General features: G+C 36.1%; 23 protein-coding genes. 21 read left to right on the forward strand and 2 right to left on the reverse strand.

What is annotated here, in order from left to right; genetic code table 11:
- Positions 1-4: 4 nt before the first annotated feature.
- The 9 genes from AC4BBR_RS07900 (at position 5) to AC4BBR_RS07940 (ending at position 9,851) form a co-directional block, all read left to right on the forward strand.
- A complete protein-coding gene (locus tag AC4BBR_RS07900; protein WP_490461989.1) occupies positions 5-1,879 on the forward strand; it encodes a carbohydrate-binding domain-containing protein in 1,875 nt (624 codons plus the stop codon).
- Positions 1,880-1,948: 69 nt separating this feature from the next.
- Positions 1,949-2,515: a DUF1269 domain-containing protein gene (locus AC4BBR_RS07905; protein WP_490461990.1), complete on the forward strand. Its 567-nt coding sequence runs from the start codon at positions 1,949-1,951 to the stop codon at positions 2,513-2,515.
- A gap of 96 nt (positions 2,516-2,611) precedes the next feature.
- Positions 2,612-3,304 (forward strand): response regulator transcription factor, encoded by a 693-nt coding sequence (locus tag AC4BBR_RS07910; protein WP_490461991.1) that lies wholly within the window; start codon positions 2,612-2,614, stop codon positions 3,302-3,304.
- A complete protein-coding gene (locus tag AC4BBR_RS07915) occupies positions 3,297-4,589 on the forward strand; it encodes a sensor histidine kinase (protein WP_490461992.1) in 1,293 nt (430 codons plus the stop codon). The genes AC4BBR_RS07910 and AC4BBR_RS07915 overlap by 8 nt, the downstream gene beginning before the upstream one ends.
- A 68-nt stretch (positions 4,590-4,657) precedes the next feature.
- Positions 4,658-5,587, forward strand: a complete 930-nt coding sequence (gene rnz / locus AC4BBR_RS07920) for a ribonuclease Z (protein WP_490461993.1) — start codon at positions 4,658-4,660, stop codon at positions 5,585-5,587.
- Between the two features lie 12 nt (positions 5,588-5,599).
- Entirely contained in the window at positions 5,600-6,400 is an 801-nt protein-coding gene (locus AC4BBR_RS07925; RefSeq protein WP_490461994.1) for an SDR family NAD(P)-dependent oxidoreductase, read from the forward strand.
- 68 nt (positions 6,401-6,468) lie between these two features.
- The gene (locus AC4BBR_RS07930; protein WP_490461995.1) at positions 6,469-6,909 is read left to right on the forward strand and encodes a LapA family protein; all 441 of its coding nucleotides are present in this window, start codon (positions 6,469-6,471) and stop codon (positions 6,907-6,909) included.
- 114 nt (positions 6,910-7,023) lie between these two features.
- Positions 7,024-9,336, forward strand: a complete 2,313-nt coding sequence (gene recJ, locus AC4BBR_RS07935; RefSeq protein ID WP_490461996.1) for a single-stranded-DNA-specific exonuclease RecJ — start codon at positions 7,024-7,026, stop codon at positions 9,334-9,336.
- Between the two features lie 2 nt (positions 9,337-9,338).
- Positions 9,339-9,851, forward strand: a complete 513-nt coding sequence (locus AC4BBR_RS07940; protein ID WP_490461997.1) for an adenine phosphoribosyltransferase — start codon at positions 9,339-9,341, stop codon at positions 9,849-9,851.
- 80 nt (positions 9,852-9,931) lie between these two features.
- Here the strand turns inward: AC4BBR_RS07940 and AC4BBR_RS07945 are convergent, their stop codons facing one another.
- Both AC4BBR_RS07945 and trhA read right to left on the reverse strand, forming a co-directional pair.
- Positions 9,932-10,132 carry a hypothetical protein gene (locus tag AC4BBR_RS07945; protein WP_490461998.1) on the reverse strand — a complete coding sequence of 67 codons (201 nt, stop codon included), beginning with the start codon at positions 10,130-10,132 and terminating at the stop codon, positions 9,932-9,934.
- A 162-nt stretch (positions 10,133-10,294) separates the two neighbouring features.
- Positions 10,295-10,948 (reverse strand): PAQR family membrane homeostasis protein TrhA, encoded by a 654-nt coding sequence (trhA, locus tag AC4BBR_RS07950; protein ID WP_490461999.1) that lies wholly within the window; start codon positions 10,946-10,948, stop codon positions 10,295-10,297.
- A 130-nt stretch (positions 10,949-11,078) separates the two neighbouring features.
- On the opposite strand from trhA, the gene AC4BBR_RS07955 reads away from it, so the two are divergent.
- The 12 genes from AC4BBR_RS07955 (at position 11,079) to trmFO (ending at position 22,917) form a co-directional block, all read left to right on the forward strand.
- Entirely contained in the window at positions 11,079-11,921 is an 843-nt protein-coding gene (locus AC4BBR_RS07955) for a DegV family protein (RefSeq protein ID WP_490462000.1), read from the forward strand.
- A gap of 290 nt (positions 11,922-12,211) precedes the next feature.
- Positions 12,212-13,066, forward strand: a complete 855-nt coding sequence (locus AC4BBR_RS07960; protein ID WP_490462089.1) for an SGNH/GDSL hydrolase family protein — start codon at positions 12,212-12,214, stop codon at positions 13,064-13,066.
- Positions 13,059-13,757, forward strand: coding sequence for a YpmS family protein (locus tag AC4BBR_RS07965; protein WP_490462090.1), 699 nt, complete (start codon positions 13,059-13,061; stop codon positions 13,755-13,757). The genes AC4BBR_RS07960 and AC4BBR_RS07965 overlap by 8 nt, the downstream gene beginning before the upstream one ends.
- On the forward strand, positions 13,754-14,263 hold the full coding sequence (msrA, locus tag AC4BBR_RS07970; RefSeq protein WP_490462001.1) for a peptide-methionine (S)-S-oxide reductase MsrA: 510 nt from the start codon (positions 13,754-13,756) through the stop codon (positions 14,261-14,263). Before AC4BBR_RS07965 ends, msrA begins: the two co-directional genes overlap by 4 nt.
- A gap of 4 nt (positions 14,264-14,267) precedes the next feature.
- Complete coding sequence (locus AC4BBR_RS07975; protein WP_490462002.1) at positions 14,268-14,486, forward strand: YozE family protein; 219 nt, start codon at positions 14,268-14,270, stop codon at positions 14,484-14,486.
- Positions 14,487-14,581: 95 nt separating this feature from the next.
- Entirely contained in the window at positions 14,582-16,027 is a 1,446-nt protein-coding gene (locus AC4BBR_RS07980; protein WP_490462003.1) for a S41 family peptidase, read from the forward strand.
- A 158-nt stretch (positions 16,028-16,185) separates the two neighbouring features.
- Positions 16,186-16,740 carry a signal peptidase I gene (gene lepB / locus AC4BBR_RS07985; protein ID WP_490462004.1) on the forward strand — a complete coding sequence of 185 codons (555 nt, stop codon included), beginning with the start codon at positions 16,186-16,188 and terminating at the stop codon, positions 16,738-16,740.
- Between the two features lie 8 nt (positions 16,741-16,748).
- Positions 16,749-17,612, forward strand: coding sequence for a ribosome biogenesis GTPase YlqF (gene ylqF, locus AC4BBR_RS07990; RefSeq protein WP_490462005.1), 864 nt, complete (start codon positions 16,749-16,751; stop codon positions 17,610-17,612).
- On the forward strand, positions 17,602-18,369 hold the full coding sequence (rnhB, locus tag AC4BBR_RS07995; protein ID WP_490462006.1) for a ribonuclease HII: 768 nt from the start codon (positions 17,602-17,604) through the stop codon (positions 18,367-18,369). The genes ylqF and rnhB overlap by 11 nt, the downstream gene beginning before the upstream one ends.
- Positions 18,370-18,436: 67 nt before the next feature.
- On the forward strand, positions 18,437-19,318 hold the full coding sequence (dprA, locus tag AC4BBR_RS08000) for a DNA-processing protein DprA (protein ID WP_490462007.1): 882 nt from the start codon (positions 18,437-18,439) through the stop codon (positions 19,316-19,318).
- Positions 19,319-19,438: 120 nt separating this feature from the next.
- Positions 19,439-21,517, forward strand: coding sequence for a type I DNA topoisomerase (gene topA / locus AC4BBR_RS08005; protein ID WP_490462008.1), 2,079 nt, complete (start codon positions 19,439-19,441; stop codon positions 21,515-21,517).
- Positions 21,518-21,591: 74 nt separating this feature from the next.
- Positions 21,592-22,917, forward strand: a complete 1,326-nt coding sequence (gene trmFO, locus AC4BBR_RS08010; RefSeq protein ID WP_490462009.1) for an FADH(2)-oxidizing methylenetetrahydrofolate--tRNA-(uracil(54)-C(5))-methyltransferase TrmFO — start codon at positions 21,592-21,594, stop codon at positions 22,915-22,917.
- Positions 22,918-23,005 lie beyond the last annotated feature (88 nt).

Below are 23,005 nucleotides of genomic sequence, written 5' to 3' on the forward strand. Positions count from 1 at the left end.
TAAAATGAAAAAAAAGAAATTTGGTCTCGCCGTTTTAACGAGTTTACTCATACTATTTACTGGATGTGCAAAAGAAGCAACTAGTTCAACTAAAGCAACATCGAAAAGCCAAGAACAAGTTGTAGCGGTTCAAGAAGCAAAGAAATCATCTGAAACTAAATATGGTGACTATGATGAAGAAGATTATGATGAACGTTACGATGAAAAAACAGCGACCAAAATTGAATTAAACGACTCTGGAAGTAAAATAGATGGGTCAGGTGTTTCTGAAAAAAATAATACACTATCGATCACGGCAGGTGGAACCTATATAGTAACAGGAAATTACAAAGGTCAAATAAAAATCAGTGTGAATGAAGAAACCGTCCATTTGTTGTTGGACAATGTCTCGATAACCAATGACTCGTCTTCAGCAATTTACATCGAGCAAGCCAAAAAAGTAATCACGACTTTAGCAGAAGGTTCAAAAAACAGCCTTTCAGACGGGAATGATTATACCGTTGCTTCTGCTGAAGAAACTGAGCCTGATGCTACTTTTTTTAGTAAAGATGACCTAACGATTAATGGTGCTGGCACGTTAGAGATTACTGGCAATTATAGTAATGGCATTCGCAGTAAAGATGACTTAGTGATCACTAATGGGATACTTAATGTCACCGCTAAAAATAACGCTATTAAAGGCAAAGACTCTGTATCGATTGCTGCTGGAACCTTCTCCTTAAAAACGACGGAAGGCGATGGGATTCAAGCAAATAATAGCACAGAAACTGATAAAGGCTGGATTGCGATAGATGGTGGATCGTTTGTAATTCAGTCAGGTAATGATGGGATTCAAGCGGAAACCAATTTGTCTATTGCAAAATCTGATATCAAGATACAAACAGCAGGTGGTTATGAAGACAAATCAATCGATACAACGGCTAGCTATAAAGGATTGAAAGCATCTGGAAACATTATTGTAGATGATGGCATGTTTGACTTAAACACGGCTGATGATGCAATTCATTCAAATGTAGCAGTGACAATCAATAACGGAACCTTCTTATTAGCAAGCGGCGATGACGGTATTCATGCTGATACTGACTTGCTGATCAACAATGGAAAAATAACGGTTAATCACTCTTACGAAGGCTTAGAAGGCGCCACAGTGACAATCAATGATGGAGATATTTCTATCAAGGCATCAGATGACGGCATCAATGCAGCAGGTGGCAGCTCTGGCGAAGAAGGGCAAGAAGGACAATTCGGCGCAGATTCATTTGGTCAACCTGGAGCTGGACAACCTGGTGGCGCTGCAGATAGCACTAAATTTATAGAAATAAATGGTGGAACAACTTATGTAAATGCAGATGGAGATGGGATCGATAGCAACGGTGATGTTCGAATGACTTTAGGAACACTAATCGTAAATGGGCCGACTGATGATGGGAATGCTGCACTTGATTATGACGGAACCTTTACAATAGATGGTGGTGTATTTGCGGCAAGCGGTCGTTCGGGAATGGCAATGAGCGCTAGTGAGGCTTCTTCTCAAGCCGCATTGAGTCTTTACTTTGACGATACTCAAAAAGCCGGAACTTTAGTCAGTTTGAAAAATGCAGAAGGAGATACTATCCTATCATTTGCGTCAGAAAAAGATTTTTCTCATATCGCGATTAGCTCACCGGATCTAACAGTGGGGGAAACGATAACCTTATCTACAGGGGGTGAAGATTCTGGAACAGCGAAAAATGGTTTATACAGCAACAGCAGTTACTCAAATGGAACAGAGCTAGCAAAAATTTCGATCAATGATATACTAACATCCGTTGATCAATCTGGCTCAGAAGTCACGGATAATCAAATGGGTGGAGGGCCTGGTGGTCAACCACCTAGATAGTTGATATTCATTGCTTTAATGACTAGTTTATTGATAGAATAAGGGTATCAAATAGAACGAGGTGGTCGTATGTCTAAACGAGTTATTATTATGCATTTTGAAGTAGAAAGTCAAGCTTACCAAGCATTTTCAGAAATAAAAAAATTGTATGTTGAGAAAAAAATTAAAGGAGAACAAATGGCTGTTGTAACCCATGTAAACGATGGAGTACATCAGTTTAAGATCGATGATTTCTTAGATTTTACAGGGAATGATCACACAGCAAAAAATAGTATGATCGGAATGCTGATCGGTATTTTGGGCGGTCCATTAGGCATTTTACTAGGCTGGTTTGCAGGAAGTTTATTTGGAGCTTCTCAAGATGCCAAAGAAATTCAAGGTGCTCAAACTGTCTTTGAACATGTGACTAAACAAATCGGTGAAGGCGAAACAGGCTTGATATTGATTGCTGAAGAAGACGACAATCGTCCTTTAAACCAATTAATCATGAACGAACTAGGCGGAGAAATCACTCGATTAGATTTTGAAGATGTAGAAAAAGAAATCACAGATGCCAAAGCAGTAGAAAAAGAAACAACAGATTCAGCTAAAAAATCTTGGCATGAAAAAAAGAAAGATTCAAAAGAAAAAAAGTGAAAATTGATCAATGAAGAATGATAAAATAAATGACTTAAAAGACGTGACCAGAAGTTATTTCTACGCGTCTTTTTTTATGATAAGGATGTGTAAAAAATGCTGAAAATACTATTAGTAGAAGACGACGAAATCTTATCAGACAGTATTCTAGAAATTTTATCTGAAATAGGTGAAATCACGCAAGTATATGATGGAGAAGAAGCGCTGTATGAAGGAGAACGGGGAATTTATGACCTAATTGTACTTGATTTAATGCTACCGTCACTGTCAGGTGAGCAGGTCTTAACGACGTTAAGAAAAGAAAACATCTACACACCTGTTTTGATTTTAACAGCTAAAGATGGGCTAGAAAATAAAGTAAATGGTTTTAAAAATGGCGGTGATGATTATCTGACTAAACCTTTTCACCGAGAAGAATTGTTATTACGAGTTCAAGCACTTGCTCGTCGTTCATTAGGGATGAATCGTAAGAATGAGTTAGTCATTAATGAGTTGTGTTTAGATTTGGATAATCGGCACGCTAGTTTTAAAAGAAACGAACTCACGCTTCAAGGAAAAGAATTCGATTTATTACATTATTTAATGCAAAATAAAGGAAGAATCATTACCAAAGATCAATTGTTTGATCGGATTTGGGGCTTTCAATCAGATACGACGTTAACAGTTGTCGAAGTTTATATGAGTAATCTTAGGAAGAATTTAAAACCATTTGGACTTGATTGCTGGATCAAAACGTTGCGTAATGTTGGTTATCTTTTTGAAGTGCCAGAGGAGATAGATCATGAATGAACAACTAAGCAAAAAACAAAGAGTCAATTATTTCGTGATTAATTTGATTTCTTTTGCAAGTATCTTTTTGGTTTTAGGATTGATTGTTTTTCAGTTAGTACAAACCTCCATTTATCAAACCGTTGACCATGATTTAAAACGACTTTCTGACGATCAAAAATTTCTACAACAACTTATGCAAACAAAGCGATTACACGAAAATTCTTTTCAATTGGATAAGTTCGACGCACCGCCACCTAATAACTTTCAACAACAAGTAATTCTTTGGTCTAAAAACGGAGAAATAGTGAATGAAACTGAGCTAGGTTCTCGTTTTTATGATTTTCAGAATTTAAACTTATCAACAGAAAATTTACATAAAATTAGCAGTATTCAAATAAAAGATAGTAATAATCGTTCTTTGCACTTTCGCTCAATTACACTACCTGTTAAAAATCATGAGCAGGTTGCTTATATTCAACTATTAGTGAATACCGATCCTATCAAAAGAACTGTTGAGCAATTTAAACAAATACTGATCATCTGTATGGTTATTTCCAGTTTATTATCAATCGCTTTGAGCTATTTTCTTTCTAAGTGGTTTATGAAACCTATATTAATTTCATGGAAAAAACAACAGGAATTTGTTGAAAATGCCTCACATGAGCTTAGAACACCATTAACCATCATTCAAGCAAAATTGGAAAAGCTATTTACAAAACCAAATCACACGATTTTAGAAGAATCTGAAACGATTGCCTTATCATTAGACGAGGTTCAACGCTTGAGCCAATTGACGAGTGATTTACTCTTACTCGCTCGTTCTGATTCAAATTCTCTCAGCATAGAGAAAGAGCCTGTGAAAATGAATGTCTTTTTAAATACGGTTCTTCTACCTTATCAAGAATTAGCGTTAGCTGAAGAAAAAGAGTTTATCATCGACCTAGGGGCAGACCAACAACTTTTTTTCGATAAAAAAAGAATTCACCAACTAATGATTATTTTGTTAGATAATGCGCTAAAATATACTGAATCAGGTGAAAAAATCACTGTTTTTTCAAGTGTAAAAAATAACGTTTGGATCATTAAAATAAGTGATACAGGCATCGGTATCGTTGAAAAGAAAAAAGTAGCAGTATTTGAACGTTTCTATCGTGGCGAAGAATCCAGAAATCGTAAAACAGGCGGTTACGGTATTGGTCTAGCCATTGCTAAATGGATTGTAGATGAACATCAAGGGAAAATCGAAATCGCGGACACTTTACCAAAAGGAACGACTGTTATTTTGCGTTTTCCTGTAAAATAAATATTATTTGCTAAAGAGACAACTTTCTTCTAAAATAAAGAAGAAGTTTAAGGAAAGTTAGGTAGCCTATGGAATTACAATTTTTAGGTACAGGAGCTGGGGTTCCAGCAAAACATCGCAACGTAAGTAGTGTCGCTCTAAAATTATTAGACGAAAGAAATGCAGTGTGGTTATTTGATTGTGGCGAAGGGACACAACTGCAAATTTTAAAAAGTAATATTCGCCCAAGAAAAATTGAGAAGATTTTCATTACCCATTTACATGGAGATCATATTTTTGGCTTGCCTGGTTTATTAAGCAGTCGCTCGTTCCAAGGTGGGAATGAAAAATTAGAAGTTTATGGACCAGTTGGTATTGCAGAGTTTGTTCGCACGGCATTGAGGGTTTCGCAGACACGACTGTCATATGAATTAACGTTTATTGAAATCAAAGAAGGTATTATGTTTTCCGATGATCAATTTACTGTGACGTGCAAGCCACTAGATCATGGAATTGCTAGCTTTGGCTATCGTATCGTAGAAGCGGATCATGAAGGAGAATTGCAAGTCGATAAACTAACTGCTTTAAATATTCCATCAGGTCCTATTTATGGAAAAATTAAGCGAGGAGAAGTCGTAGAATTGCCAGATGGACGAGTAATAAAGGGAAAAGACTTTGTTGGAGAAAAAAAACTAGGTAGAATCGTAACGATTTTAGGCGATACAAGAAAAACATCAAATAGTGTTTCACTTGCAGAGAATGCGGATATTTTAGTTCACGAGAGCACCTTCAATAAAGACGAAGAAAAAATGGCTAAAGCATATTATCATTCTACGAGTCACCATGCTGCACAAGTTGCATTGGAAGCTAAAGCAGAAAAACTGATACTAACACACATCAGTGCCCGTTATTTAACTGGCGATATTATCCAGTTAGAAAATGAAGCCAAAGAACTTTTTCCAAATACAAAAATTGTAAAAGATATGGAAATTGTAGAGATTCCATTTAAAGCGGAGTAAAGGGGAATTAATATGTATAAAGGACAGGATTTGACAGATAAAGTAGTTGTTGTAACAGGTGGATCGGCTGGTTTAGGGGAGCAAATTTGTTATGAAGCGGCCAAAAAAGGTGCAATCGTTGTTGTTTGTGCTAGACGAATCAATTTAATAGGTAAAGTAAAAGAAACTTGTGAAGTGCTAAGTGGAAAAACAGCATTTTCTTTCCAATTAGATATTTCAGATCCAGAAAATGTAGAAGCTGTTTTCAAGAAAATCGAAACAGAAGCAGGTCCTATCGATGTACTGGTCAATAATGCCGGCTTTGGAATTTTTGAAAAATTTGTAGATATCGATTTAGCTGTTGCTAGAAATATGTTTGAAGTAAATGTTTTAGGGATGATGGTCTTCACTCAAAAAGCCGCAATCCAAATGGCTGAAAGAGGTACTGGGCACATCATTAATATAGCTTCAATGGCTGGAAAAATGGCTACAGCAAAATCAACGGTTTATTCTGCTACTAAATTTGCTGTTTTAGGTTTTTCCAATGCGTTGCGTCTGGAATTAAAACCATTAGGTATTTCTGTGACAACGGTAAACCCAGGACCTATTCAAACAGAGTTCTTTGATAAAGCTGATCCGTCAGGTGAATATTTAGCCTCTGTAAATTTGTTTGTTTTAGAGCCTAATAAATTAGCGAAAGAAATCGTGAATGCGATGGGGACTTACAAACGAGAGATCAATCGTCCTCAAGTGATGGAAGGTGCTTATCGTTTATATACACTATTTCCTCACCTAGGAGATTTGCTAGCTGGCGGAGTATTAAATAAAAAATAAACAACAGAGGCTGAATCATATAAGTTACAGTGAGCTACAGTTATCTGTACAAGAGGAGGAAATAAACTATGAAAAATCAGTGGCGTGTCGTTATCGGTCTTATTTTAGTTCTAATCGTTGTTATTTTTGCAGTATTAAATAATCAAACAGTACCAGTAAGTTTCGGTTTTGCAAAAATTACTGGTCCATTGATCCTTATTATATTAGGATCGGCGATTATTGGTGCGTTGATTGGTCTGCTGACTTCAACAACGACTTTATGGAAACAAAAAAAACAAGTAAAAGAATTACAGAAAGACATTGAAGTCTACAAAACAGATGCTGATAAGTTAGCACAAGAAGATATTGAAAAAGTGAAACGAATGTATGAAAATCAGTTAGCTGAATTGCAGGTAAAATATGATGCTGCTGTGGCTCAAGCACCTATCTCGCCTGTTTCTGAAGCAGAACCTGTTGGTAGTCGCGTCGATCACTTCACTAAACCAAGAAGTAATGAAGAAGAAATGTAAAGTTGAAAAAAGGCGGCTAGATTATGAGCCAGCCTTTTTATTTGCTGATTTTCAGGATACTTTCTTTAGTTTTCCCATTGTATTTGATATAATTACTTGGTTAGGAGTGACGTCGTGAAAAAAGCAAAATATACATGGCAATTACAGGAAAAAACAGAATTGCCAGAAGAATTTTCAACTATACTAACAAATGAACAGATCAACCCTTTACTGGGTCAGATTTTATGGCATCGAGGCATTCAGTCTAAAGACGCTCTAGAAACATTTTTACGCCCTACAGTAGAGAATCTTTATGATCCTTTTTTAATGCATGATATGGAAAAAACTGTAACAAGAATTCAAGATGCTGTAGCCCGAGGTGAAAAAATCTTGGTTTACGGAGATTACGATGCAGATGGTATTACAAGTACTGCCGTTATTAAAGAAGCAATTGAACTGATTGGTGGGGAAGTAGAGTACTTCTTGCCTAACCGATTTATTCACGGTTATGGCCCGAATTTAACTGTGTTTAAGGAACAAATCGAAAATGGTGTTCAACTAATCATCACTGTAGATAATGGTGTAGCAGGACATGAAGCGATCAACCATGCAACGGAACAAGGCATCGACGTTATCGTGACAGATCATCATGAACTACCATCAGAATTACCAAATGCGTTTTCGATCATCCATCCGAAACATCCACAAGGGCATTATCCTTTTGGCGAGTTAGCTGGAGTGGGGGTTGCTTTCAAAGTCGCAACAGCTTTATTGGGTGAATTTCCTTCTGAATTTCTTGATTTAGTTGCAATTGGTACTATTGCAGATTTAGTTTCGCTAACAGATGAAAATAGAGTACTTGTCAAAATGGGACTGGAAATGATTCAAAACGGTGAAAGAATCGGCTTAGATATCTTGATTCACTTAGCTGAACTCAAAAAAGAGGGAATTAATGAAGAAAATATCGGCTTTATGATCGCGCCGCGTTTGAATGCATTAGGTAGATTAGGCGATGCGAGTCCAGGTGTGGAATTACTGACAACCTTTGATGAAGAAGAAGCGGAGAGAATTGCAACATACATCAACAGTCAAAATGATGAACGTAAAGAAATCGTTGCTACGATCACTAAAGAAGCGTTTGAACTTATTGATCCGAATGATCCAATTCATATCGTTGCAAAACAAGGTTGGCATGAAGGTGTTCTTGGGATTGTTGCTGGGAGAATCATGCAAGATACAGGAAAACCGACAATCGTACTTACAATTGATGAAAACAACGAATCTGCTAAAGGTTCTGCCCGTAGTGTTTCTGCTTTGAATTTGTTTGCTTCGCTAAGTGAAATTCGTGAAGACTTTACTCATTTTGGTGGTCACCATATGGCGGCTGGTATGACCCTGCCTGTGGCTAATATCGATAAAATGAAACAACATTTAATTCATTATCTAGAAATAAATCAAATTGATTTATCTCAAGGACAAGAACTGCTGATCGATGAGTCATTAAAAGTTGAAGACGCAACGATTTCTTTTATTCAGCTATTAAAAATCCTTGCTCCTTTTGGAACTGATAATCCCGTTCCTAATTTTTTATTTGAAGCTGTTTCTGTTGAACAAAGTCGCCAAATCGGATCAGATAAAAGTCATCTTAAATTTCAGTTAAGTCAAGCTAGCACTAAATTGGATGCGATTGCTTTTAAAATGGGCAATCAAGCAGATGAAATCAGTCAAGGCAAACCGAATATTACAGGACAATTGTCAATCAATGAGTGGAATGGCAATAAAAAACCGCAGTTGATGGTTAATGATTTTTCAGTAGATGGCGTTCAATTGTTCGATCTAAGAGGAAAAAATGCTCGTCAAAAAGAAATACCTGCTGCAAATACGTTATATATTTATTTTAATGAAGATAGCAAAAAATTAATCAATGACCAAAGGAGTCACCAGCTATTGTTTACTACTGTGGCAGAAGCAGTAGAGTTTATCAAAACAACAACTAGTCAACAACTAGTCTTTGTTGACTGTCCGGACGATATCGATTTATTAAAACAAATTACGCAAGCTGGAAAAATAGAGCGAGTTTATATGATGGCTATTTCTCAAGAAGAAGCATATTTAAATGGAACAGGAACAAGAGAACAATATGCGCAACTGTACAAATTTGTAAGACAACAAGAACAAGTAGATGTTCGTTATAAACTGAATGCTGTTGCTCAACATTTAAAAATACAAGAAAAGTTATTAATTTTTATGATTCAGGTGTTTTTTGACCTAGGATTTGTTACAATAGAGAACGGTGTTTTAAGAAAAGTTGAGAATCCAGAAAATCATCCGTTGACGGAAAGTACGGTCTATCAAACTCGCTTAAAAAGAATCAAAACAGAAGAGTTTTTGTTATACAGCGATTGTGAAACATTACAACAATGGCTGTGGAATGAGGAGGAAGTATAAACATGGATTTAAAAGATTATATTGCTAGTATTCCAGATTATCCAGAAAAAGGCGTTATTTTTAGAGATATCTCACCATTGATGGCAAATGGTGAGGCATATCGTGAAGCAACAAAACAAATCGTTGATTATGCCAAAGAAAAAAGAATTGACATGGTTGTAGGACCAGAAGCACGTGGTTTTATCGTAGGATGTCCTGTTGCCTATGAGTTAGGTGTCGGTTTTGCTCCTGTTCGCAAAAAAGGAAAATTGCCTCGTGAAACGATTGAAGTAACTTACGAATTAGAATATGGTACTGATACATTAACACTTCATAAAGATGCAATCATTCCTGGGCAACGAGTATTGATTTGCGATGATTTATTGGCCACTGGTGGTACGATCAAGGCTACTATTGAATTGATTGAGTCATTGGGAGGAATTGTTGTTGGCTGTGCATTTTTGATCGAATTAATGGATTTACATGGTCGTGATAAAATTAATGGTTATGAAATCGTTACATTGATGGAATACTAAAAAATGATCTTTTCTCCAGTTATCCCTGGAGTGAAGATCATTTTTATTTAACTCTAAGAAAAAATCATTTTGACTTTGATCTATGGATATTTACGATAGATATAATGTTGATAGTCATTCTTTTTTCTAGTATGGGTATATCTTTTCTCATCCCATAGCATGAACCATATAATAAATAGAGGACTAACAATAAGTAAAGCGGCTTGTAAGCCTAATGTTCCTAAAAAAATACCAATAATCAATACAAAAAATAATAATCCGCCACGACGAACTGCTTTCATTCTTAATCACCTCATAATTTTTATCGAACAAACGTTTGTATAATTATTATACGAATGTTTGTTCGGTTTGTAAAGAGATAAATACAAAAAAAGTACTTCTTTTCTTATAAAACAAAAAAGAAGTACTTTAATCTCTTTAAAATAAAGGGAGTTCATATCTTGTTACGTATAAAGTAAAATTGAAAAGAACATGAAGCCAGCTCCTAGCATAACAAATAAATGCCAAACTACATGCATAAAGCGGACGCTTTTTAAGCTATAAAATGCAGCTCCTAATGTGTAGGAAACGCCTCCTGCAATTAGTAAAGAGATACCTGCCGTTCCTAAAGAATCATACAGAGGTTTCGCCGCAGTGATACACAGCCACCCCATAATAATGTAGATGACAGTAGAAACATTTTTTACTGTTTCTTGTTTATGTAGTGTCAAGGATTTGTACACGACACCGCTAATTGCCATCACCCAGATAAGGACGAACAATAACCAGCCGAGCCAGCCCTTAATGCTCAGTAAACAATAGGGTGTGTAGCTTCCAGCAATCAATAAGAAAATAGAACTATGATCAAAAACCTGGAAAACTTTCTTCGCTCTAGTAAAAATCAAACTATGAAATAAGGTTGAAGCTAAAAATAAAAGAACGAGGGTTGAACCATAAATAGCATAGGAAACAACATGAGCCGCTGAACCAAGACGTGCACCTTTAACTAATAAAATTACTAACCCTGCAATGCTTAATCCAACCCCAATCCCGTGAGTCACGGCATTGAGAACTTCATTTAAAATTATATATTTTCTGGAGAATTTTGTTTTTTCCAAGAAATCAACTTCCTTCATTTTAATTTGGTGAAAAAAAATTATATGTCTGTTATAATATAATCAGACATTTAAGCCTCAAAAGTATTTTACCACGAATTGAGGTTGTTTTTAAAGAAAGAGTGATAAAATTATGACAAATGTTAAAATTGTGACGGATTCTTCTTGCACAATGCTGAAAAGTGTACGCGATGATTTAGCTATTCAAATGATGCCTTTATCTGTAATGATCGACGGTGTAGTATACGCTGATGACGATCACTTAGAAGGCGAACATTTCATGGAATTAATGCGTACAGCAAAAGCGTTGCCTAAGACAAGTCAGCCGCCAATCGGCGAATTTGTGGAGTTATATGATCGCTTGGGTGCAGACGGAAGCGAAGTTATTTCGATTCACATGACAAAAGGATTGAGTGGTACAGTAGAAGCGGCTAGACAAGCTGGAAATCTAAGTACTGCCAATGTTACAGTAATCGATAGTGATTTCACCGATCAAGGCTTATCATTTCAAGTGATTCAAGCCGCTAAACTTGCTAAAAAAGGTGCAAGCGTTCCTGAAATTTTAGCTGAAATCAATCACGTCAAAGAAAATACGAAGTTGTTCATTGGAATATCTACATTAGATAATTTAGTTAAAGGCGGTCGAATTAGCCGGGCAACCGGGCTTTTGTCTAGTATTTTTAATATGAAAGTAGTCATGGATTTCGATCATACAGAACTGATACCCGTTGCTAAAGGCCGAGGGATGAAGACATTCAATAAATGGTTTGAAGAACTAAAAAAAGAATTGGGTACGTTATCTAATGTGCGTCAAATTGGTATTTCTCATGCAGAGGGATTAGAGTTAGCGAACGGATTTAAAGAGGGTCTACAAGCACTTTTCCCTGATATGGAAATTCCTGTATTGCATACAAATCCTGTTATCGCAACTCATACAGGTGAAGGTGCATTTGCTATAATGTACTATACAGACTGAGTTTTGAGCAGATCAAACTGATCTGCTTTTTTTTCATAAAAATTTGACTGTACAAATGAACTTAAAATAGAGATAATTTACATTAATTAAAAAAACTAGCTACTTTTTATGCGCGAATGATTGAGTTTTTCATGATTAGTAACAAAGGGGACAAAAAGTATTTTTCAGCCACCATATACTGTATATTATTGAATCATTGTATTTTTCGTGATTTATAAGCAAAGGAAGTGATAAGAATGAAATTATTTTTCAAGAAAAATTGGCCGAGCTTTGCACTTTTTTTCATCACGATGATCGCTAGCTTTTTAATTTTACTAGTGACGGTACCTAAAGCAAAACCAATTTTAGGTACTGGGACAGTGCAAACTGCTAAAAGTGAAACAAAAGAAGTGATTCACTACGTTGCAATCGGTGATTCATTAACAGAAGGAATTGGTGATTTAACCAATTCAGGTGGATTCGTCCCGCTAGTTGCTAAGGACTTACAGGAGGAATATCATTTGAATGGTGTTCAAACAGACAATTTTGGTAAAAATGGCGATCGTAGTGATCAAATTCTCAAACGAGTCAAAAAGAACAAAACGATTCAAGATGGCTTAGCTTCAGCAGATATTATTACTTTGACTGTGGGCGGGAACGATTTAATGAAAGTAATTAAAGGAGATGTATTCCGACTAACTAAAAATTCGTTTGAAAAGCCACTGAAAAATTATCAAAAAGAAGTAGAAAAATTATTTGCCGAGATACGAAAATATAATGCTGATGCACCAATCTACGTATTAGGAATATACAATCCGTTTTATCTTTATTTTCCTGATATCACTGAAATGCAAGAGATAGTGGATAGCTGGAATAATGGTACAGAAGAAATTGTCACAGCAGAAAAAAATGCGTATTTTGTTCCGATTAATGACTTGCTTTATAAAGGAAAAGGTGATGAGGTAGGAATTGTTAGTAGCGAAGATGTCGCTTCAAGTAGTGCATCTAGTAGTGAACAAGACATCAAAAACAATGCGTTGTACGAAGAAGATCATTTTCATCCTAATAATTTAGGTTATCAAATCATGGCAAGTACGGTACGAGATGAAATGAAAAAAACGCAAGATAAATGGCTAAAAAAGGAAGTGAATGATACAAATGATTAATGAACCTGAAGAAAAAAAAGAAGTGAAAAAAGCGAATACTCAAAGAAAAAAAACGCCTAAGCTGAAGAAAACAATCAATCATTGGAAGATCGCGTTCATTACTTTAGTTGCGTTGCTTATTGGAAGCATGATCTTTGTCTTTGTAAGAATCACCCAAGTTCGTGAACCGAACTATAAACCTGTTCCTGAATTAGTAGAAAAAGAAGGAACACCTGTTGTAGCAATTCAATCAAAGAAAAAACAAATAAATACACTAATCGACTTTTATCTTAGTGATTTCCAAAAAGGATCAGACATCACCTATGAATTTTATTTAGAAAACGAAGCTATGCTAAATGGTACTTTTAATGTTTTGGGACATCCAATTCAGTTTTACCTCTATTTTGATCCATATGTAATGGACAACGGGAATGTACAATTAAAAGCAAAAAGTTTATCCATTGGAACATTAGGCTTACCAATAAAAGAAATCTTAAAGTTTGCCCAAAGAGATTATAAGTTACCTAGTTGGGTAGAAGTAAATCCAGATGATAGTACTGTTTTACTACGATTAGATCAATTTAGAATGCAAAATGGTTTGTTTATACGTGCGGAAAAAATTAACTTAGTTGACGATGACATCCGAATGAATATTTACTTACCGAAAGACAGTAACGACACTACTACCAACAAAAAGGAGGAGACGAATTGAGCGAAAAAGCTATTTTTGCCGGCGGCTGTTTTTGGTGTATGATACAACCATTTGATAAACAACCAGGCATATTTTCAATAACTTCTGGCTACACAGGCGGACATGTTATTGATCCCACTTATGAGCAGGTGTTAAGTCACACGACAGGTCATACTGAAGCCGTTGAAATCGAATTTGATCCAGTAATAATGCCTTATGAGAAATTAGTAGAGATTTACTGGCAACAGACAGATCCTACAGATGCTTTGGGACAATTTGAAGATCGTGGTGATAATTATCGCCCAGTAATCTTTTATACAAGTGAAGAACAGAAAAAAATTGCTAAAAAAAGTCGGCAAGAGTTACAAGAAAGTGGTCGTTTTACAGAGCCTATTGTTACCACGATCGAACCTGCAGCCGTTTTTTATCCTGCAGAAGACTATCACCAAAATTTTTATCAAAAAGATCCTGAGCGCTATAAAGATGCACATGTAACCCGAGCAAATTTTATAGAAGAGATTTGGTGAATATATGAGAAGAAGTTTTTATCACTATTTAATGACATTAAGAGCGCCTAAGAAAACAGAAGAAAGCCAATTTGCAAACGATGCAGCCAAAGATATCCAGTTTCCTAAACAATCAGAAGATTATCACGAATTGTCGACCTATTTAGAACTAAATGTTGATTACTTATCTAGTATGCACATTTTTGATGACTTATGGGAAAAATACGTAGAAAATAATAAATAAAAGAGGAAGAAAGGAAAAGAATGCTTTTCCTTCTTTTTTTTTCATGGTAAACTGGAAAACATGCAATGATAATTTTACAGAAAGAGATGACCATAATGAATAATAAAAGACAAGTACCATTTCATCAATACATTATTTCAATTGTTTGCGTTGCTTTTTTAGTAGGAGGCAGCTGTTATATTTATTTTGACTATCAATACAGGAAACAAATAGCTAATAGTCCATCCAAAAATAGTGATCTAAAAAAGGTCGATAATCTATATAACGAAATTGTCAATAATTACGTAGGCAAAGTTGATGAGAAAAAATTAGTTGACGGAGCACTAAAAGGCATGACAGAAGCCTTAGATGATCCTTATTCAAGTTACCTAGATAAGCCTGAAGCCGACGAGTTAGATCAAAGCCTCGCGGGAAGTTTTGAAGGGATCGGTGCAACAATGACAATGGCGGATGATCTTCCGACTGTAGCTCAAGCCCCAATTGAAGACTCTCCAGCAGCTAAGGCTGGTATGAAAGCCAATGATACGATTTTAAAAGTTGATGATGAAGAAACAAAAGGAAAGACACTTTCTCAAGTTGTCAGTAAAATTCGTGGAAAAAAAGGAACAGAGGTACGCTTGACGATCAAACGAGGTGAAGAAACCTTTGAACTCAAACTTATAAGAGATACGATTCCGCTCGAGACGGTGAAAGGTGAATTAGACAAAAAAGACCCTTCAATCGGTTCGATCAAGATCACTTCTTTTGGAGAAAACACCTATAAAGAATTGCAAGAAACAATCAAAAAATTACGAAAAGATGGCGCTAAATCTTTTGTGATAGATTTACGTCAAAATCCTGGCGGGTTACTTGATCAAGTCGAACAAATGGCTAGTATGTTTCTTGAAGATGGAAAAACAATCGTCAAATTTGAGGACAAAAACGGCAATACAAGCGAAGATGTCGCTTCTAGTAATTTAGATGGCGGATTTAAAGTAACAGAACCAACTGTTGTGTTAGTAGATGAAGGCAGTGCCAGTGCGTCTGAAATTTTTGCTGCTGCGCTAAAAGAATCTGGTAATAAAAAAATTATCGGAACTAAAACCTTTGGTAAAGGAACAGTTCAAACAGTGAAAGATTTGAACGATAAGAGCGAAATAAAATTAACCGTCCTGAAATGGCTGACACCAAAAGGTAAATGGATCCACGAAAAAGGATTAGAACCAAGTATTAAAGCTGACTATCCCGACTATGCTTATTTATCTCCGATTTCTAGAGATAAAACGTTAAAAATGGGCGATTCTTCACCTGTTGTCAAAAATGTCAATGCTTTATTGAAAGCTCTTGGCTACGACGTCAACGCTGATAGTAGTGACTTTACTGAACAAACGAAAGCTGCTGTTAATGCGTTACAAACAGAGAACAATCTTCCCGTTACAGGAGAAATAGACAATGAAACGGCAACTCAGATCGAAGTAGAAATTGGGAAGAAAATCAAAGATAACGACCAAGCTTATGACGTAGGTATAGAAGAGCTTAACAACGAAAATAAAAAAGAATAAACGAAGCTGGTGTGAAAAATGACTTAGTTTGAAATGATGTCTTTTCACACCAATTTCTGCTTTTGCTAAAATAGGATCCAATTTTTCCTTTAAATTAGTCGCTTTTTTTAATGTATTTCCTTTATAATAGAATCAGCAATAAAAAGGGAGAGAGAAGAGTGGAAAAGCAAAAATCTTATATTGGCTATTTTATTTCTTTCATGAAATTACTCGTTCCTTCTCTAGCACTGTTATTTATACTAAGAGGTTTTATTTTGATTCCAGTTCCAGTTGATGGGAATTCAATGGAAAAAACACTTAGTCAAGGAGATATGATTGTGATGGAGAAGTTCTCATCAATCAAGCGTTTTGACGTAGTTGTCTTTCAATTACCAACAGGTGCAATTTATATTAAACGAGTGATTGGGCTTCCAGGAGAAGCTATTCGGTATGACGAGGACCAGCTTTATATAAATGAAAAACCAATCGAAGAACCGTTCTTAGAAAAAAATATAAAAAAAGATCACGAGAAAGTTCCTTACACCACTAATTTTAATTTAAGTGATCTTACTACGGAAGAAGTTTTACCCCAAAATAGTTACTTTATGTTGGGTGACAATCGACGAATGTCGAAAGACAGCCGCTCTTTTGGAGCAGTAGAAAGCAAGTATATTATAGGAAAAGCCCAGTTTGTTTACTACCCAATAACGCATATGAAATTTATACCAAGATAGGTGATAACATGACAATACAATGGTTTCCAGGACATATGGCTAAGGCCAGAAGAGAAGTATCTGAAAAAATTAAATATGTCGATATCGTTTTTGAATTGATCGATGCAAGATTACCCTTGTCATCACGTAATCCAATGATGGATCAAATAGTTCAACAAAAGCCTCGATTGATTTTACTTAATAAAGGTGATTTAGCTGATAAAGAGCAAAATCAGAAGTGGCAACAGTATTTTCAGACAAAAGGCTATCACACATTAATTATTAATGCACAACAAAATAAAGGCGTTAATAAAATTGTTCCAGAAGCGAAAAAAGCACTAAAAGAAAAGCTTGACCGTGAACGTTCAAAAGGTGTAAAATCACGTGCGATTCGTGCGATGTGTATTGGGATTCCAAACGTTGGAAAGTCAACATTAATGAACCGTTTAGTTGGAAAAAAAATCGCACAAACTGGAAACAAACCTGGTGTAACCAAAGGACAACAATGGCTTCGTTCAGGAACTGATTTAGAGCTATTGGATACGCCAGGAATCTTGTGGCCTAAATTTGATGATCAAGAAATCGGTAAAAAGTTAGCTCTAACTGGAGCAATTAAGGATCAACTGCTTCATTTAGATGATTTAGCAATATATGGCCTAACATTTTTTTCACGTTTTTATCCAGAGCGTTTGGTTGAACGCTACAAGTTAACACAAGAGGAAACTTTTTTACCAGGAGCTGAACTTTTGATGTTAATTAGTCAAAAGCGTGGGTTTCGTGATGATTATGATCGAGCAAGTGAAATGATCATTCAAGAAATCCGCAGCAGTAAATTGGGACCGTACACTTTAGATCGTTGGGAAGAATTAGGAGCTACAAAAGATGAAAACTGAGTCAATTCAACAAATTAAAGCAGCATTAGCTACTATTGATAATAGGAATGATAAAAGAATCCATCGGTGGCAAACAGACGAACGTAGCGGTGTTCAGCAAGCTTTGACACAATGGAATAGAAGAATTCAACGGCAAGAAAAAGAATTAGCGTTATTTAAAGAAATGCAGCAATTTGAAAATGATGCAAGAGCTAAGGGTTATCGCTTTATTGTAGGAATCGATGAAGTAGGGCGAGGACCGTTGGCTGGACCCGTTGTTGCTGCAGCTGTTATTCTTCCTGAGAATTTTCAACTACTTGGCGTAAATGACTCTAAAAAGTTAACTGCGAAAAAAAGAGATGAATTGTATGATGAAATTCAAAATCAGGCTATTTCAATTGGGATTGGTATGGTAGATCATAACAAAATCGATGAAATCAATATTTATCAAGCGTCAAAAGTGGCCATGGGAATAGCTTTAGAAGATCTTTGTTTTATTCCAGATTATTTATTGATTGATGCCATGAAGTTGGATGTTAAAATCCCTCAAGAAAGTATCATTAAGGGCGATGCTCGTTCGATATCGATTGCTGCAGCCAGTATTGTTGCGAAAGTTATTCGTGACCGTCTGATGGAAGATTATGCTAAAATGTATCCAGGTTATGGATTTGAAAATAATGCCGGTTATGGCACAAAAGAACATTTACTAGGATTAGAACAACAGGGAATCTGTACAATTCACAGAAAAACCTTTGCCCCAATTAAAAATATGTGCTAAAAAAATGAAAAATGCCTTCTTTTGCGAATACTTACTACAACAAGTATTTGTGAAAGAAGGTTTTTTCATGGAAGAGAAACAACGAAATCTACTCTTTAAATTAGCAGTATGTAACGGAATTGGCAATTTAGGTATCCTGAAAGTATTAGATTTTTCAATGAAATACAACAACAGCACAGACCTCTCTAAAGAAGAAATTATTCAAATCGCTGGAATCACGACGTATCAAAAATTATTTTCTGAATCATGGGATCACTGGACAAATGATTCAGAACAACTAAAAAAATATCAAGAACTACACACATTTATTACAATTTTAGATCCGATTTATCCTTATTACTTAAAACAAATTTATAATTGTCCTGTACTGTTATTTTATAAAGGAAATATTAAGCTTTTAGAAAAAAACTGTCTGTCTTTTATTGGAGCCAGAGCTGCTTCTGTTTATGGGATTAATGTTGTGCGTCAGCTGATTCCTGAAATGATTAATAATAATTTAACTATTGTTAGTGGATTAGCTAAAGGAATTGATAGTGTTAGCCATCAAGTCGCTATGCAACATGGTGGGAACACGATTGGTGTCATTGGAACTGGACTTGATATATGTTACCCTAAAGAAACTGCTCATATTCAGCGTAAAATGATGGACGAGCAGCTTGTTATCAGTGAATATCCTAACGGCACAGAGCCCAGAAAATATCATTTTCCTCTGAGAAACCGGATTATTGCCGGAATTAGTTTAGGAACTTGTGTGATTGAAGCAAGAAAAAAGAGTGGATCTTTGATTACAGCACAAGCTGCCTTAGAGTATGGTCGTGAAGTTTTTGCAGTACCAGGAAACCTATTCAACTCTCAATCTGATGGTTGTCACGGTCTCATTCAAGAGGGGGCAAAATGCACAATCTGTCCTCAAGACATTTTAGAAGAAATTCAATTTTTTTCGATTTAGCTACATCAATCCTTGACAAACCTGTAATGAATAGATATGATGAAGTACGATTTGTGAGTTCTCTACATTTTGATATATATAATAGAAGAAACACAAAAACCGAAAGGAGCCACACGTTGAATGGCGTATAAATATCTAGTTATTGTAGAATCACCAGCTAAAGCCAAAACGATTGAAAAATATTTAGGAAAAAACTATAAGGTTGTTGCCAGTGTTGGACATATTCGAGATTTACCCAAAAGTAAAATGGGTGTTGATACTGAAAATAATTATGAACCACATTATATCTCGATTCGAGGAAAAGGCGACGTTATCAAAAGTTTGAAAGCAGCAGCAAAAAAAGCCGAAAAAGTTTATCTCGCAGCCGATCCGGATCGAGAAGGTGAGGCCATTGCTTGGCATCTGTCTTTTCTTCTTGGCTTGGATTTAAAAGATAAAAATCGAGTTGTATTTAATGAAATCACAAAAGAAGCAGTCAAGGCTGCATTTAAAGAACCTCGTACGATCAACTTAGACTTGGTAGATGCCCAGCAAGCACGTCGTATTTTAGATCGACTAGTTGGTTATTCACTGAGCCCGATCCTATGGCGCAAAGTCAAAAAAGGATTGAGTGCTGGACGAGTTCAGTCAGTAGCACTTAAGATTATCATTGATCGAGAGAATGATATTCGCAAATTTATTCCTGAAGAATATTGGAGTATTGATGGCAATTTCCAAAAGGCTAAGAAGAAGTTTAAGGCAAATTTCTGGGGTTTGGATGGTAAAAAGAAAAAATTACCAAATGCTGAATCTGTCAAAGAAGTCACGACTCGTATCAAAGGTAACGAATACGATGTAACAAAAGTTGAGAAAAAAGAGCGTAGGAGAAATCCTGCGTTGCCTTTTACAACGAGTAGTCTACAACAAGAAGCTGCTAGAAAATTGAATTTTAGAACTCGAAAAACTATGATGGTCGCACAACAGCTGTATGAAGGAATCGCTCTAGGTAAGCAAGGTACCGTTGGGTTGATCACTTATATGCGTACAGATTCTACTAGAATAGCTGAATCTGCAAAAGTAGAAGTAGCAGAATATATTGAAAAAACATATGGTCGTGAGTTTTCGGCTCATGGTGGACGTAAAGTCAAAAATGCTCAAGGTGCTCAAGATGCCCATGAAGCCATCCGCCCTTCCAGTGTAATGCGCGCTCCACATGAAATTAAACAATATTTAGATAAAGATCAGTTGAAACTCTACACATTGATTTGGTCACGTTTAGTTGCTAGTCAAATGACGCCTGCTGTTTTGGATACTATGAAAGTAACATTAGAGCAAAATGGTGTGATTTTTATTGCCAATGGAGCTAAAGTAAAATTCAAAGGGTTCATGCAAGTGTATGTTGAAGGTCGTGATGACGGCAAAGAAGATAAAGAAAATATTTTGCCTGATCTAGCTGAAGGAGATAAAGTAAATGCGCTTGATATTGAACCAAAACAGCATTTCACACAACCACCAGCAAGATTTAGCGAAGCAACATTGATTCGTGCTTTAGAAGAAAATGGCGTAGGCCGTCCATCAACCTATGCACCAACTTTAGAAACAATCCAGAGGCGTTATTATGTTAAACTAACAAATAAGCGTTTCGAACCAACCGAATTGGGTGAAATCGTCAATTCATTGATCGTTGAATTCTTCCCTCAAATTGTTGATGTTCATTTTACAGCTTCAATGGAAGGTGATCTAGATAAAATCGGAGTTGGTAAAGAAAAATGGATTGAGGTTGTTGACCGTTTCTATCAACCCTTTGAAAAAGAACTGACAAATGCAGAAGAAAAAATCGAAAAAATTCAAATAAAAGATGAGCCTGCTGGCTTCGACTGTGATCTTTGTGGTCATCCAATGGTTATTAAGCTAGGACGCTATGGGAAGTTTTATGCTTGTAGCAACTTCCCAGAATGTCGTAATACTAAAGCGATCGTCAAAGAAATCGGCGTTACTTGTCCAGTGTGTAATGAAGGTCAAGTTATTGAACGCAAATCTAAAAAGAACCGATTATTCTATGGGTGCAGCCGCTACCCAGATTGTGACTTTACTTCTTGGGATAAACCAATTGGACGTCCATGTCCAAAATGTGGTCAATATCTTGTTGAGAAAAAAGTCAAAGGCGGGAAGCAAGTCGTTTGTATCAATGGCGATTACGAAGAGAACGTTCAAAAATAAACAATCTCCACGAAATAAGAAAGTTAAAAACCAGCGGAAAAGTTCGTTGGTTTTTTGAAGAAAAGAGGAAATAGATGACTACTTCTGTAACAGTAATCGGCGCAGGTTTAGCCGGAAGTGAAGCCGCTTGGCAAGTTGCTCAAGCAGGTGTTGCGGTAACCCTTTACGAGATGCGTCCAGTAAAAAACACTCCAGCACATCAAACTGAAAATTTTGCTGAATTGGTTTGTTCCAATTCATTAAGAGGAAACAACTTAACGAACGCTGTAGGCGTGTTAAAAGAAGAAATGCGACGTTTGGATTCAATCATTATTAACAGCGCAGATAAAACGGCTGTGCCTGCCGGTGGAGCTTTAGCCGTTGATCGTGATACTTTCTCACAAGAGATCACTGATAAAATAAAAAATCATCCGTTGGTTACAGTAAAAAATGAAGAGATCACGGTAATTCCAGATGGCATCGTGATTGTTGCAACAGGACCATTAACGTCAGAAACATTAGCAGAACAAATCAAGGCGTTTAACGGCTCCGACGGTTTTTACTTCTACGATGCAGCAGCACCAATCGTTGATAAAGCGACGATCGATATGGATAAAGTTTATTTAAAATCCCGCTATAACAAAGGCGAAGCAGCGTACTTAAATTGTCCTATGACAGAAGAAGAATTCAAAGCGTTTTATGAAGCGTTAATTTCGGCTGAAGTTGTACCTTTAAAGACGTTTGAAAAAGAGAAGTTTTTTGAAGGATGTATGCCAATTGAAGTAATGGCAAAACGTGGGATAAAAACGATGTTATTTGGTCCTTTAAAACCAGTTGGATTAGAAGATCCTACGACTGGAAAACGTCCTTATGCAGTTATCCAATTACGTCAAGACAATGCAGCTGCTTCATTGTATAACCTTGTAGGTTTTCAAACCCATCTAAAATGGGGAGAACAAAAGCGAGTTTTCCAAATGATTCCTGGTTTAGAAAATGCTGAATTTGTCCGTTATGGCGTTATGCATCGTAATAGTTTTATGAATTCACCAGAACTACTAAAACCAACCTATCAATCTCAAAAAAGAGAGAACTTATTCTTCGCTGGTCAAATGACAGGTGTCGAAGGCTATGTAGAGAGTGCAGCTAGCGGTTTATTAGCTGGTATGAACGCAGCACGTTTGGCTAAAGGTGAAGAACCGGTCATTTTCCCAAGAGAAACTACTTTAGGAAGTATGGCCTATTATATTACACATGCAGAAGGTAAACACTTCCAACCAATGAATGCAAACTTTGGTTTATTCCCTGAATTGCCAGAAAGAATTCGGGATAAAAAGGAACGCTATGAAGCAATTGCAGATAGAGCATTGATCACATTAGCAAAAGTAACACAAGAGTTAAATCTTGTTGAACAAACTAAATAATCAAAAGACCAAAACAAATCTAGTGGTTTGTTTTGGTCTTTTAATTGATTTTGATAAATGAAATTATGCTGTTAATTTATGAGTATTT

This window comes from Enterococcus sp. AMC1251 (assembly GCF_058216535.1).